This window comes from Labrenzia sp. ATLA3 (genome assembly GCF_057180185.1).
The window spans coordinates 266,047-278,670 of record NZ_JBXUKV010000010.1; the positions used below are offsets into that span (position 1 = coordinate 266,047).

Genomic DNA, 12,624 nt, shown 5'->3' on the forward strand with positions numbered 1-12,624 from the left:
GCAACCATCAGGGGATAAACCAAAAATGAAAAGAAGAACCTTTCTAACCGCCGCTGCGGTCGCACCTGCGGCCCTTGCGGCACCCTCCATCGCACGCGCTCAGGCACAGCATAACTGGAAGCTGGTGACTTCGGTGCCGCGAGGCCTGCCGGGACCGGGCGTGTCAGCGCAACGTTGGGCTGACCGCGTCACGCAGATTTCAGAAGGCGCGATCAACGTCCAGGTGTTCGGCGCAGGGGAGCTTGTCGCGCCGTTCGGCACCCAGGAAGCAGTCGAAAGTGGCACTGCCGAGGTCTATCATGGCTCTGGTACGTGGTTCTCGGGCCGCGACATTGCACATGCTTTTTTCACTGCAGCGCCTTATGGCCTGACCTACGATGAGATGCATGCCTGGATGTATTTCGGCGGTGGGCAGGAATTGCTCGACGAATTCACTAATCCTCGCAATCTGAAGATTTTCATCGGCGGCGGTTCCGGCATTCAGACCGCCGGGTGGTTCAAGAAAGAGATCGCCTCCGTCGACGACCTCAAAGGTTTGAACTTCCGCGCAGCCGGGCTTTATGGCGAAGTGCTGCGTAAACTGGGGGTGAACCCGACATCCATCCCACCAGGAGACATCTTTGCCTCCCTGCAAGCGGGAACTCTTGATGGGGCCGAATGGGTCGGACCATCGAACGACCTCGCCTTCGGCCTTCAGAATGTTGCGGGATATATGTATGCGCCGTCGCCAGTCGAAATCTATGGTGGAATCGAATTCGGGATCGGGATGGACGCCTGGAACGCCCTGTCCGACTCGCAACGGCTGATGATCGAAACCGTGACCGAGGCCGAGGCGAACCGCTCCTCCGCCTACACCCTGCATGCAAATCTGCAAGCGTACGAGAAACTGCGCGCCATGCCCCAGTTGTCCATCGGCACCTTCCCTGATGACGTATGGTCGGCGATCGAAGTCGCGTCGAAAGAGGTGATCGAAGAGGTGAAGCAGACCAGCGCATTCCACCGGCGTTTCGTTGACGCTTACTACGCTTATGTCAAGCAGGCGACGGAATACAAACGCTACTATGACACCGACTTCCTGACCAAGCGTCAGAACTTCTTCAGTTGAACACGACGGCCGACCCGCCAGAGAGCGGGTCGGCCCCATAGAATAAAAGAACGGCGCGTATGACAGCCGATCCGATTACTATGCTGCAAGTGTTTTTCTTCCTGCTGGTGGCGAGTGCCTTTGCCGACGTGTTGACCGTGCCCATGGGCATCGGCGGCGGGTCGTTCGGCGTTTCGTTCATGACGCGGCATAGCGTGACAATCCAGCGGGCGGTGGCAAACCGCCACCGGTTTTCGCCTCTCGATCGGCGTACCTGCGGTGATCGGTTTCACTTTCTTTCAGATTGCAGCCCGTCCGCTCTACTCGTTCAGGCTGATCGATATCCCAACCTTTATCATAATCGTCTCGATGACGCTGCTCACAGCACCGAACGGCGCCCACTTGGCCCATTCGCTGCAGCCCGGCTGATTGAAAGGCGTTTGAGGGACGCTCCTCATCGTGGTCGCCCTGAATATGGTCTGCAAAGCGGTCGGTTTCTGATTCCAGAAAGCCTGCCATTGCTACGGAGAAATTTACATGACTACCAACGCCCCCACCTACTCCGGCCCTGATCTTTGCGCCAAGAGCGCCGTCGAGGTGGTCGATCTCCTAAGGCGCGGAGAGGTTTCTCCGGCCGAGCTTATCGACGTCGCCAAGACCCGGCACGCTGAGACTGACGCGGCCATCAACGCAATGCCTACAACCTGTTTTGATCGCGCGCACGCGGCGGCGGAACGGCTGGACAAAACGACAGCGGACCAACGCGGCGCACTGCGAGGCCTGCCGGTCGGCATCAAAGATATGGCCGCGGTGGCGGGTGTGCGCACCACATGGGGGACGCCGGGGCTGACTGACTTCGTGCCGGAAGCCTCCGATCCGCTTGTCGAGCTAATCGAGGTGCGGGGCGGCGTCGTTCTGGGCAAGACCAATACGCCAGAGTTCGGTGCCGGTGCGAACACGTTCAACGCCATTTTCGGTGCGACCCGCAATCCACGGGACACGCGGCTGAACGCCGGCGGTTCGTCCGGTGGCGCGGCCGCGCAACTGGCGGTGGGGCAGTGCTGGCTCAGCCACGGCTCGGACCACGGCGGCAGCCTACGGACCCCCGCTGCATATTGCGGTGTGGTCGGCTTGCGGCCCAGTCCAGGTCTCGTCGCAGGCGGTCCTGCATCTGCCGGATATATCACCGAGGGGGTACAGGGACCAATGGCCCGGTCGGTCACGGATTGTGCGCTCTTTCTGGACACAATGACGGGGTTCGATCCGCTCTACCCGATCTCTTTCCCGCGCGACCCGGCACCCTATCAGAACGCGGTTGCGGGCGCGAACCCCAAAGGCCTACGCATCGGTTACATGGCTGACATGTCCGGGGAAAGTGCCGTCGACCCGGACATGCGGGACCACCTGGGCAATGCCATGGCGCAGATGGCCCGTAGCGGTTCGAAGGTCGACGAAATTCATCTCGATCTATCGGGGATGCGTCGAGCCTATTACGTGCAACGCGGGCTGCTTTGGGCCTGCCTGATGCGTGACATTGACCCCAAATTGAAGGCCGGCTTCAAACCGACGCTCAAGCAGAACATCGAGATCGGACTCAACCTGAAGATGGATGAAATCATCGACGCTCAGCTCATCCGATCGCGGATCTACGACGAACTTCAAACCGCGTTTGCGCAAGTCGATGTTCTGGCCTGCCCCGTCGTGGGCTGCATGCCGCATCCGGTCGAAGAGGAATGGGTGCGCAGAATCGATGGCCAAGATCTTGAATTCTATATGGATTGGCTCGACTGTGCATTCCTGGCGACCGCCGTTGGCCTACCCGCCATTTCGGTTCCCGTGGGTGTCAATCCGCAGGGCATCCCCGTGGGTCTGCAACTTATCGGCAAACCACGTGGCGAAGCCGATCTCCTTGCGGCCGCCCGCGCCGTCGAGCTGGTCTTTGGTGGACCGATGCCCGCTATCGATCCCATGGTGACACACCTTGGATCCAGTTGACGTAGCCAACACCGCGCTATCCGGTGCGAGCTCGTCTGCCGCAGTTTTCAATTTGATTGATGCGGCTAGTAAACAGTCGCTACGTTAATTCAGTCCGGAATTCTTGATGACAAGTCCGTTCACTCGGCAAGGCGTGTCGCGTGGGCGACGTCACCTTAGTGCTTTCGGATAGAGTTTGGTCGGCTCCTGTGATTGTAGCTTCGCGGCGTGTTTTTCACTACCATCGCCGGAAAGTTGAAACGACAATCGACGGATGACTTCAAAGGTAGAACGTTTGAGGCCTGGCTGATCATCCAGGCGGTGTCCTGGTACTTGCGGTATCCGCTGAGCTATCGGGATCTGGAGGAAATGTTTCTGGAACGCGGCTTTGAAGTAGATCACAGCACCATCACCGGTGGGTTCTGACCTATGCTCCTCTGATGGAAAAACGGCTGCTGCGTTTCCGCAAACCACATTGTGGCTCGGTTCGCATCGATGAGACCTATGTGCGCGTCAAGGGCCAATGGCACTATCTGTATCGGGCCATCGAAAAGCATGGAAATCCGGTCGATTTCTTGCTCACGGCAAAGCGCAATCTGAATGCGGCCAAGCGGTTCTTTCGAAAAATGTTGCAGGATGCCCCGCTGCTGTCACCGGGCAAAATAGGCACCGATGGTGCCTGCAGGTTTCCTGCGGACATCGGGGACGAGGTTGACGGCGGTTTGCTTGCTTCTGATCCGGTGCACCATGTGACCAAACATTTGCAACAGGGTATCGAGAGCGATCATTTCAGGGTGAAGAAGAACATGCCGAAGGTCGGCGGGTTCCGCTCGTTCAACTCAGCCAGAAAATCCATCGCCGGTTTTGAAGCCATACTGTGGCTCAGGAAGGGCTTCGGCTTGACCGGTCAATGGAGCGTCTGCGAACAGAACGATCTGCTTGCGATGATCTTCGGAATTGAAAAAGGAAATGAAGCCTGAAAGTCGCTCCCAAAACATGAGAAAGCTGCCCGTCGGCGAAAGTTGCGACAAGCCCCCCCGCAACACCAGGCCGGCGAAGCGGTTCCTGGGCAAAGCCTTAAGGGGGCTGAAAGACTGGGAAAAGCCCTATGCGATCAATACCGATAAGGCTCCCACCTATGGCGTGGCCATTTCCGAGCTGAAGGCGGAGGGCAAATGCCCACAGAACACTGAGCATCGCCAGGTCAAATATCTGAACAACGTCGTTGAGGCCGATCACGGCAAGCTGAAACAGCTGATCCGGCCAGTGCGCGGGTTCAAAACCTTGAAGTCTGCCTATGCGACCATCAAAGGATTTGAAGTGATGCGTGCTCTACGCAAGGGGCAGGCCGGCATCTTCAACTTCACAAATGACATTCTCGGCGAGGCTCGCATTGTCGAACGAGCGTTCGGCATCGGTCCCTGTGCTCTGGCTGAAGCGATGACCATGCTCGAAAACCATCTTCAAGATGCTGAAGCTTGAACTGGATTGCCGGAATAGGCCGAAATCTGTCTGGACGCAAAGTTTGCAACAGAGCCGTTCAACGCACCTGGCAATCTCGGAAAAGGTGGTCAGAAATCTCCGCGATAGATGTAAATTTCAATTCTTGGGAGGCTTGCGAATCCGGTATGGCATTTCGAACATCATAGATCAAATACGGGACTTCGGCGTTTATTGCAGACTGGACACCGGTTTGACTGTCTTCGATGACCACCGCATGTCTTGCAGGCGTCTGCATCGCGTGAAGGGCAAATTTCAGAAGGCCGGGGTCAGGCTTGGCGATGCCGATCGTGTGGGCCGAGAAGCAGCGATCCTTGAAGTCGTCCCAGAGGCCATGTTGTGACAGCATCAGCTGCATCTTCTTTTCGCTTCCGTTCGACGCTACACAAAAGGGAATCCCGGCGCGCTTCAGGCGTTCAACCAGCTCTGGTGCCCCCTGGATCATATCCACCCCCTGCCGCAAACGCTCGAAGACGCGCTCGTACAGGATGCCCCTCCAGTTGTCAGGCAAATCCGCTCCCAGCCGCCGCGCTGTCGCAATTACGTCTTCGATTGACCGGCCCATGAAGTTTGAAATACAGCCTTCGAATGACATCGAGAGGCCACGCAATTCGAGTTCGTCGCGGAGTTCATCGTGCATGGGCGTTTCGCTGTCCACGAGCACGCCGTCGCAGTCAAAGATCACCAGCGCGGGAGGGGAGATATTGGACAGGGTCATGCTGACGTCTGCTATTGCAGTCGCTTCCGGTCGCCGCTTAGGATGTAGTGCGACAGAGCGTCCGCAGTGAGCCCTTTTACATCCAGATCAACCTGGTTCTCTCCGTGGCGCAGAATGCTGACCCTGTCGGCCACGGCCACGACGTCCTTCATTGCATGGCTGATCAGGATGACCGTTTTGCCGGCGGCTTTCAAAGACCGGATCAACTCAAGTACCTGCTCGGTTTCCCGCACCCCCAAGGCGGCTGTCGGCTCGTCCAGGATCACAACGTCGGCGTTCCACCTGAGCGCCCGGGAGATCGCAACGGCCTGTCTCTGGCCGCCGGACAGTTCTTCGACCTTTGCATTCATGTCCGTGATGGTTTTGTTGAGCTGAGACATGTAGTGCAGCGCGTCTTTGCGCATGGCTTTCTTGTCGAGATACTGAATGCCCAGAACCCGTTTTGTCAGCTCGGCACCCATGAAAATGTTCTGATAGATTGACATGCGCGGTGCGACGGCCAGATCCTGGTGGATGGTGGCAACGCCCGACTGCAACGCTGCGGTCGGATTTGCGAAAGAACAAGGGCGACCATCAATGATGATTTCGCCCTTGTCTGGCATTTCGACACCAGAAAGCACTTTGATGAGTGTGGACTTGCCGGCACCATTGTCACCGCAAATGGCATGCACTTCACCTTCGGTCATGTCGACACTGACTCCTTTCAACGCTTCGACCGCACCGTAGTTTTTGAAGATGTCCCTGGCGGAAATCTTTGAAGGCATTACTTGTCCCCCGCGCTTTCTGGCAGTCTGATTATTGGATGAACTGGTCGACGTTGCTCGCATCCACCAGAACGGCGGACATGAACAGGTAAGGCCCCGGAACAACATCTTGCTTGCTCTTCCCGTCCACGACAATTTCCTTCATGGCATCGACCGCGGCGATGGCCATTTCCTCGAACGGAATGGACACGGTTGCCGTCATCATGGACTCGGGATCGGCGATCCGGCGGTATGCCTCTTCCCCGCCGTCGATGGACACAAGCGAGACATCACCCTTGTTCAAACCTGCTTCTTTCAGCAGATCGTCGATGATGAACGCCTGACCATCAAAGGAGGCCCAGACTCCTTTGAAGTTACCATTTTGTTGGAGGATCAAAGCCTGCATTCCGTTACGTACATCCTCGCGCCAGCTTTTGGTCCGCGCCATGGAGTGTTCTCCTACGACTTCTACTGCCGTATTCTCCGCCAACACGGCATTCAGGATCGACCCACGGATGCGCGTCCCTGTGTTGGCTTCGAACCGCTGAACCAGAATGCCACCTTCGAAGTCGATAGTTCCTAGAAGATACAGGGCCGAGTCGGCGCCCACACTGTATTCGTTGACCTGAACGTCGAATAGGGTATGCGGGCTCGAGCCGCTTACGACAGAAATCACCGGGATGCCCGCCTCTTGCGCCGCGGCGAACTGTGCATCTGCCTCGACGGGTTTGGACATGCATAGAATAAGGCCGTCCAGCCCCTTTTGAACCAGGTTGTCGATTTGCTCGGCATGGGTCTGCAGGGTGCCGTTCGAGTTCAGGACCTGCGTATTCCATCCCAGTTCCTTGGCGCGTGCTTCTGCGGCATTTGCGCAGCGCGCGTGGGTCTCGGATGACATCTGGAAAGCAACGATGCCCAGATCAAACGCCATCGCCTGACTGGCCAGCAAGGCACCTCCAAGCAAAGTTGTAATCCCTGTGGCAAGTTTGAAGTTTCTCATTATTTTCCCCTCCTGTTGGTATTGGTCTTACAAGCTGAATGCCGCTTGTTTGAGAACGGATGCCGAAACGGCAACCGAGGCGATGATGATGATACCGAGCATGATATCCTGGACGTAATATTGCGCACCCAGAAGCACCAAGCCGTTGGCAAGCATCACAATGATGATGGATCCGACAAAGGTCCCGAGAATATTGGGTTTCGCGGGCGTGAACATGGTCATGCCCAGAAGGGCGGCCGCGATAGCGAGCAGCAGAAAATCCCCGCCCATTTGCGGCGCCGCGGAAGAAAGGTTGGCAACGAGAAGCACTGAGGTGACGCCTGCGGCGGTGCCCGAGATGACCATGCCCAGAATCTTGCACTTTCTCGTGGAGATCCCTGACCGTCGCGCGGCCTCGCCGTTCTCGCCGGTGGCCTGAAGGTGAACACCAGTCTTGGTCTGAGTCGAGACGAATATCGCAAGGACGACGATTGCAAGCATGACAATGACAAGAATCGGTACGGCGCCAATCTTGCCTCGCGCAATGAAAAGGAAATTCGGATCCCAGCGTCCGACAAAAGCGACCCCGCCGGTGATCATAAAGGCAAGTCCGTTGGCGATGGATGATGTGCCCAAGGTTGCAATCAGTGACGGAACTTTGAGATAGGTGATCAGCAAGCCGTTGATTAGGCCTGCAGCCACGCCCAATAGAATACCCGCCCCCGCCGCCAAGGGCCAAGGGTAGCTATTGTAGATCAGCATTCCGACGATCACACCGGTAAAGCTGCACACCGTGGCAAAGGACAGATCCAGTTCCGAGGTGATCAGCGCAAAGGTGAAGCCCATGGCCAAGATCGCCAGAAAACTGACCTGCTTGAGAATATTCAACAGGTTCGCCGTTGAAGCAAAGTTGTTCGCAAAGATGAGAAGATAGACAAACAGGCCGATTCCAGCCAGGAATGTCCCGTACTTTTCAATTATCTGCATAGATTTCATTGTATCTTTCCGATTGGCGGCACCAGTTCGATCCCTCCCGTGACGTTAATCGCCTGGCCTGTGATGAAGCTTGATTTTTCCGACAAGAGGAACGCGGAGAGTTCGGCAACATCCGCGGGTCGGCCCAGTCGCCGCGCCGGTGTCCTTGAGGACGCCGCCTCTTTCAGAAGTTCGTATTTCTCTCCGGGAAACGCGCTGCGGACCATCTGGGTGTCAATGATTCCAGGAACCACGGCATTGGCCCGGATCTGTTCGTCGGCATAGCTCTGGGCCATGTTGTAGCACATGGTGCAGACACCGGCCTTGGCCGCGCCATATGCCGGGTTGGCCCCGCCTGCCAAGGCGGCCAGCGACGAGATCAACACGATAGATCTGTCCGTTTTTCGCAGTTGCAGCGCTGCTTCTATGAAGGCTTTGCTGACGTAGAATGCCGCGTTGAGGTTGATATCGACAAAACGGTGCCAGTCGTCGAGTGTCTGCTCGTGATAGAGGGATACGCCAGAGGCACCCGCACAGTTCACGAGGCCATCCAGACGGCCAAACCGGTCGACGCATTCCGACACGACGCGACCGACGGCGGCCGCATCGGTGGCATCCGCCTGTATCGCAGTGTCGCTCTGTAACAACACATCTCTCAGCCCGTCCGTGATCTGCAGGGAAGTTGCGCAAATAGACCAGCCGTCGCGCTGAAGGCATCGGATAGTGTCCAATCCGATGTCTCCGGCAGCGCCCGTGACCAGGGCCACCTTTTTTTCGGAGTCTCCGCTTCTCATCCGTAAACCGAATTAAACGTTTTCATCAGCGCTTCTGCGCGCTTCGGATCGACTTCGTTCAATGTCTGCCCATCAACCTTGATGGAACTTCCGATGATGAAACCGTCAGAGACTTCGGCCATCTTGAGAATATTGGCCTCTGACACGCCTGTTCCGACCATGACCGGTGTATCGGGAACAGCAGCGGCGGTGTCGGAGATCTTCGACAGATCGGCTTCCTTGGCGGCCGCCGGACCAGACACGCAGACGCTGTCTGCCAATCCAAGAAAGACAGCGCCGGACGCGACCTGGGGCGTCGGGCGATTGTCCAGCGTGATCGAGAACCCGGGTGTGACGTTGCAAATAAGCGCGATATCCTGCGCATCCAGTTCCGCGCGCAACCGCAGCGTGCGGGCACCATCGGGAACCACATGTCCGATGTCGCCGACATAGGACCCGGTCAGAAAACAGCGAATGAATTCGGCGCCCGTCGCATGCGCAATCGAAAGAGACGAGATTGGGTCGATCAGCATGTTGATCCCGAACGGAATGTCGAGGTCAGCCTGACACTCGGCGACAAGGTCTGTCATCGCAGCCGTGGTTTCGGGAGCCATGACGGGAAGGTAGGGCATGTCGGACTCGTTGCAGTACATGATCGAATGATAGCCATTCTCAACAAGAATGCGGGCTTCTTTCTTTGCTTGTTGCACGATCTTCTTCATGCCGCCGGTGCGGTCATAAAGCGGAGCACCCGGGAGCGCCAAGGTATGGACCATGCCGACAATAAATTTGTCCTGATTGTAACGGTCCTTGAAAAGCGTCTTCATCTTTTCGGTAAACTCCTTAATTGTGGTGTAGCGTGTTAAGTCGGGAAAGACGGTGCGAGAGTTCGGCAATGGCTGCACAGGCGTCTTCGAAGATCGAGTACCGCTCATCGTAGAATTCGCGGATCTTTGGGGAAGGATGGTACCAGCTCCCCTTCTTTAAGAACGCATTGGTGATGTCCGGGATGCGATCAGAGGTGACAAAGGCCATGCTGGCCGCGCCCACTAGACCGGATTCCTTTATTTCCGGAACAAACACGGCCCGGTTCAGGCAATCGGCCTTCAACTGGCAAAGGGCCGGATTGTTCGACAGGCCGCCAGAGAAACAAATATGGGCGACGCGCTCGCCCGTTGCGGCCTCGGCCCTTTGCAGAATTGTCCGGCTCAGGAAATTGATCCCTTCCGATACGGATTGAATGAAGTCCAGTTTCGTATGGCTGCTGTCAATCCCAACAAATGCGCCCCTGAGGTCTGCGTCCCAGAAGGGTGTTCTCTCCCCTTCCAGAAACGGAAGGAACACGGGCGGATTACATGCCGCTGCGTTTGCCTGTTGGATAGCGAAGGTCAAGGACAGATCGGGCCGGAATTTTTCAACAGCCCAGAGCAGCCGCGACGCCGCGCCTTGGCTTGGCCCGCCCAGTTGCCAAAGGTCCGGACCCCACTGCACCGTCATCAGGCCTTCGGCGTTCGATTTCTTCTTTGAGATTATCCCAAAGACATCACTGGTGCCTGAAATATTGTAGGCTGCCCCGGGGTTCAAACCGCCGCTGCCTAGGACGCAAGTCCAGGTATCGGCCGACCCGCAGAAGACCGGCTTGTCGACAAGGCACGCCAACTCCGGCGGCATGTCGTCGCGGACGCGGCCAACCTCGTCAAACGGCGAAACAGCCCTTGGAAAGACGTTGCGCGTGAAGCCGAGGGCCTCTTTCGAGCGTTGATCGTCCCCGATGGCATCGAAAAATGATCTTGGCGCGTTGATTGAAATTCTGTCGGTGACCGAGGTGCCGGTCAGTTTGAAGTTCACGAAATCCTTCGGCTCCAGGATAGTCGCGACCTGAGCCCATACGTCGGGCTTGTTCTTTTTCAACCAAAGCAGCCGCGCCACCGGATGATAGGGACTGAGGTTAGGCGCGCGGTCTCTCAGATCCGGGGACGCTGATCTCAGATATTCTTCCAGGGCATTGGCCCCTCGAGAGTCCTGAAAGGTGATCGCCGGATGAACGACGTCGCCCTTGGCCCCGATCATGACTTGGGTGCGTGTGAATCCACAGCCGACAATCGCGCCAACCTCGGAGAAATCAGCACCCTTGCCAGCGAGTTCGCTGACCCCCAGCTTGAATTTGTCCCACCAGAGCGCTGGATCTACTTCATACTCGCCGCTGTTCCCCTTCGGGGTGCTAATGGGCAGGCGCACAAACTGCAGGATCTCTCCCGAAGGGCTGATCACCGCCAGACGAAGACTGCTGCCACCCAGGTCGTAGGCCAGAACATTCTTCATTCGGCACCCCCGAGGATGGAGGAATCCTGAACAAAGCAATATCGGTCGGACCGGATGTAGTTACGTGAGATTTCCAAAACCTGTCCCGTTATGTCTCGCACAATTCGATGCGAGACAAAGACGGCAGCACCCGCCTCGAGAGCGAGGAAGTCCGCTATTTCTGCGGGCGCGTTGCAACAGGTGAGTGTTTCCTTCACCGGCCCGACGAAGATGCCGAAATCCTGTTCAAGAATTTTGTATAGAGACCGTTTTTCGAAATCAGCGCCGGCATAGGCGACGAGTCCGACAATGGGCAGGACTGATGTTTGAAGAACGCAAACCTCACCCTTCATGAGTCTTAGTCGATTGATCTCGAAGACCTGATCGTTCGAAGGCGCGTTAAAAAGGGATGTCTCTGCGATGCTCTTGGGGCGCAGACCACGCGCCAGAACTTTCGTTGTCGGTCTGCCTCCTGATCGCTGGCCATGAGAGACGAAGTCCAGTCTACTGGAAACATGGCGCGTATACCTTCCGTGACTCAGGAAGGTTCCCTGACCCTGACGCCGCTCCAGAAAACCTTCGTCTTCCAGCCTGCTCAGCGCCTTCCGGACTGTTGTTCTACTGACCTCGAATGCCGTGACAAGATCGTTTTCTGAGGGAAGCAGAGCGCCGGGAGAGAACCTCCCATCGCTGAACTCCGACTTTATCTTTTCTGCCACTTCGAGATAGAGCATCTTATCCTCCGTTTCTCGATGCTAGTAGGCTGAAAGAAGCCAAGTCAATCAACTCGAGAATAATTTTATCCCGCAATTCCAGTACCTTGTAATCTGTATGAGCGGCCACTTGTATTCGATTTGTACCCGACTTGGTGTCTGAACGTAGCGCCTATGGGTCAGACTAGATATTTTTGTAACGGAGGGTTTCTGGTCATCGCAGCTAGCAAGGAGCGAGGGTGAACAAGAAATCCGGAAAATCGAAGAACGCGGCCGACAATCTGTTCAAAGGCATCCGCCGCAAGACGCGTAGACGTAACCGGTGTTCCGATCACACCTTGGCGGCGTAGTTCCAGGGCATGAGGTCCGCGATATTGTTCTGCATGTGCCCTCCAGCGATGGATGACAGCGTCGTTGCCAGCCAAGCATGCGGATCGACGGCGTTCAACTGGGCCTGTCGCAAAGTTTATCGAGTTAACCCTGCCTTGTGCCTTGAGATTTGACTGTTGAAAGGGCGCTCCAGTATTTGGAGTTCTGCGTCATGTTTCTCACTACCATCGTTGAAAAACTGAAACTCCAGTCGACGGATGACTTCAAAGGTAGAAAGTTTGAGGCCTGGCTGATCATCCAGGCGGTGTCCTGGTAATTGCGGTATCCGCTGAGCTATCGGGATCTGGAGGAAATGTTCCTGGAACGCGGCTTTGAAGTAGATCACAGCACCATCACCCGGTGGGTTCTGACCTATGCTCCTCTGATGGAGAAACGGCTGCTGCGTTTCCGCAAACCACATTGTGGCTCGGTTCGCATCGATGAGACCTATGTGCGCGTCAAGGGCCAATGGCACTATCTGTATCGGGCCATCGA

11 protein-coding genes and 4 pseudogenes are annotated in these 12,624 nt (G+C 56.5%); 6 read left to right on the forward strand and 9 right to left on the reverse strand.

All coding sequences use genetic code 11. The annotated features are described in order from the left end of the window. Positions 1 to 25: 25 nt before the first annotated feature. The 5 genes and pseudogenes from AC2A6O_RS26500 to AC2A6O_RS26520 all read left to right on the forward strand — a co-directional run. Positions 26 to 1,105, forward strand: coding sequence for a TRAP transporter substrate-binding protein (locus tag AC2A6O_RS26500; protein ID WP_498931612.1), 1,080 nt, complete (start codon positions 26 to 28; stop codon positions 1,103 to 1,105). Positions 1,106 to 1,164: 59 nt separating this feature from the next. After that, a complete protein-coding gene (locus AC2A6O_RS26505; RefSeq protein WP_498931614.1) occupies positions 1,165 to 1,656 on the forward strand; it encodes a hypothetical protein in 492 nt (163 codons plus the stop codon). Further along, entirely contained in the window at positions 1,622 to 3,079 is a 1,458-nt protein-coding gene (locus AC2A6O_RS26510; protein WP_498931616.1) for an amidase, read from the forward strand. The genes AC2A6O_RS26505 and AC2A6O_RS26510 overlap by 35 nt, the downstream gene beginning before the upstream one ends. 207 nt (positions 3,080 to 3,286) lie before the next feature. Then, positions 3,287 to 4,038 (forward strand): annotated as a pseudogene (locus AC2A6O_RS26515) (IS6 family transposase). A gap of 58 nt (positions 4,039 to 4,096) precedes the next feature. Continuing rightward, positions 4,097 to 4,540 (forward strand): annotated as a pseudogene (locus tag AC2A6O_RS26520) (DDE-type integrase/transposase/recombinase); the annotation flags it as partial. Between the two features lie 58 nt (positions 4,541 to 4,598). Here the strand turns inward: AC2A6O_RS26520 and AC2A6O_RS26525 are convergent. The 9 genes and pseudogenes from AC2A6O_RS26525 to AC2A6O_RS26565 form a co-directional block, all read right to left on the reverse strand. Further along, complete coding sequence (locus AC2A6O_RS26525; protein ID WP_498931618.1) at positions 4,599 to 5,276, reverse strand: HAD family hydrolase; 678 nt, start codon at positions 5,274 to 5,276, stop codon at positions 4,599 to 4,601. An 11-nt stretch (positions 5,277 to 5,287) separates the two neighbouring features. Beyond that, positions 5,288 to 6,040, reverse strand: a complete 753-nt coding sequence (locus AC2A6O_RS26530; RefSeq protein ID WP_498931620.1) for an ATP-binding cassette domain-containing protein — start codon at positions 6,038 to 6,040, stop codon at positions 5,288 to 5,290. 31 nt (positions 6,041 to 6,071) lie between these two features. Continuing rightward, the gene (locus tag AC2A6O_RS26535) at positions 6,072 to 7,019 is read right to left on the reverse strand and encodes a sugar ABC transporter substrate-binding protein (RefSeq protein ID WP_498931622.1); all 948 of its coding nucleotides are present in this window, start codon (positions 7,017 to 7,019) and stop codon (positions 6,072 to 6,074) included. Between the two features lie 27 nt (positions 7,020 to 7,046). Further along, positions 7,047 to 7,994, reverse strand: a complete 948-nt coding sequence (locus tag AC2A6O_RS26540) for an ABC transporter permease (protein ID WP_498931624.1) — start codon at positions 7,992 to 7,994, stop codon at positions 7,047 to 7,049. After that, positions 7,991 to 8,767, reverse strand: a complete 777-nt coding sequence (locus AC2A6O_RS26545; protein WP_498931626.1) for an SDR family NAD(P)-dependent oxidoreductase — start codon at positions 8,765 to 8,767, stop codon at positions 7,991 to 7,993. The genes AC2A6O_RS26540 and AC2A6O_RS26545 overlap by 4 nt, the downstream gene beginning before the upstream one ends. After that, positions 8,764 to 9,573 (reverse strand): BtpA/SgcQ family protein, encoded by an 810-nt coding sequence (locus AC2A6O_RS26550; protein ID WP_498931628.1) that lies wholly within the window; start codon positions 9,571 to 9,573, stop codon positions 8,764 to 8,766. Before AC2A6O_RS26550 ends, AC2A6O_RS26545 begins: the two co-directional genes overlap by 4 nt. A 16-nt stretch (positions 9,574 to 9,589) precedes the next feature. Continuing rightward, positions 9,590 to 11,068 carry a xylulokinase gene (locus tag AC2A6O_RS26555; RefSeq protein WP_498931630.1) on the reverse strand — a complete coding sequence of 493 codons (1,479 nt, stop codon included), beginning with the start codon at positions 11,066 to 11,068 and terminating at the stop codon, positions 9,590 to 9,592. After that, positions 11,065 to 11,781: a GntR family transcriptional regulator gene (locus AC2A6O_RS26560; protein WP_498931632.1), complete on the reverse strand. Its 717-nt coding sequence runs from the start codon at positions 11,779 to 11,781 to the stop codon at positions 11,065 to 11,067. Before AC2A6O_RS26560 ends, AC2A6O_RS26555 begins: the two co-directional genes overlap by 4 nt. A gap of 310 nt (positions 11,782 to 12,091) precedes the next feature. Further along, a pseudogene (locus AC2A6O_RS26565) lies at positions 12,092 to 12,208 on the reverse strand (transposase domain-containing protein); the annotation flags it as partial. Positions 12,209 to 12,301: 93 nt separating this feature from the next. Between AC2A6O_RS26565 and AC2A6O_RS26570 the strand changes: the two are divergent. Beyond that, positions 12,302 to 12,624: pseudogene (locus AC2A6O_RS26570) on the forward strand (DDE-type integrase/transposase/recombinase); the annotation flags it as partial.

Coding starts and splice junctions, on each gene's coding strand:
- AC2A6O_RS26530 (WP_498931620.1), bottom strand. CDS start 6,040: ATGCCTTCAAAGATTTCCGCCAGGGACATCTTCAAAAACTACGGTGCG.
- AC2A6O_RS26540 (WP_498931624.1), bottom strand. CDS start 7,994: ATGAAATCTATGCAGATAATTGAAAAGTACGGGACATTCCTGGCTGGA.
- AC2A6O_RS26550 (WP_498931628.1), bottom strand. CDS start 9,573: ATGAAGACGCTTTTCAAGGACCGTTACAATCAGGACAAATTTATTGTC.
- AC2A6O_RS26545 (WP_498931626.1), bottom strand. CDS start 8,767: ATGAGAAGCGGAGACTCCGAAAAAAAGGTGGCCCTGGTCACGGGCGCT.
- AC2A6O_RS26525 (WP_498931618.1), bottom strand. CDS start 5,276: ATGACCCTGTCCAATATCTCCCCTCCCGCGCTGGTGATCTTTGACTGC.
- AC2A6O_RS26560 (WP_498931632.1), bottom strand. CDS start 11,781: ATGCTCTATCTCGAAGTGGCAGAAAAGATAAAGTCGGAGTTCAGCGAT.
- AC2A6O_RS26555 (WP_498931630.1), bottom strand. CDS start 11,068: ATGAAGAATGTTCTGGCCTACGACCTGGGTGGCAGCAGTCTTCGTCTG.
- AC2A6O_RS26510 (WP_498931616.1), top strand. CDS start 1,622: ATGACTACCAACGCCCCCACCTACTCCGGCCCTGATCTTTGCGCCAAG.
- AC2A6O_RS26500 (WP_498931612.1), top strand. CDS start 26: ATGAAAAGAAGAACCTTTCTAACCGCCGCTGCGGTCGCACCTGCGGCC.
- AC2A6O_RS26535 (WP_498931622.1), bottom strand. CDS start 7,019: ATGAGAAACTTCAAACTTGCCACAGGGATTACAACTTTGCTTGGAGGT.
- AC2A6O_RS26505 (WP_498931614.1), top strand. CDS start 1,165: ATGACAGCCGATCCGATTACTATGCTGCAAGTGTTTTTCTTCCTGCTG.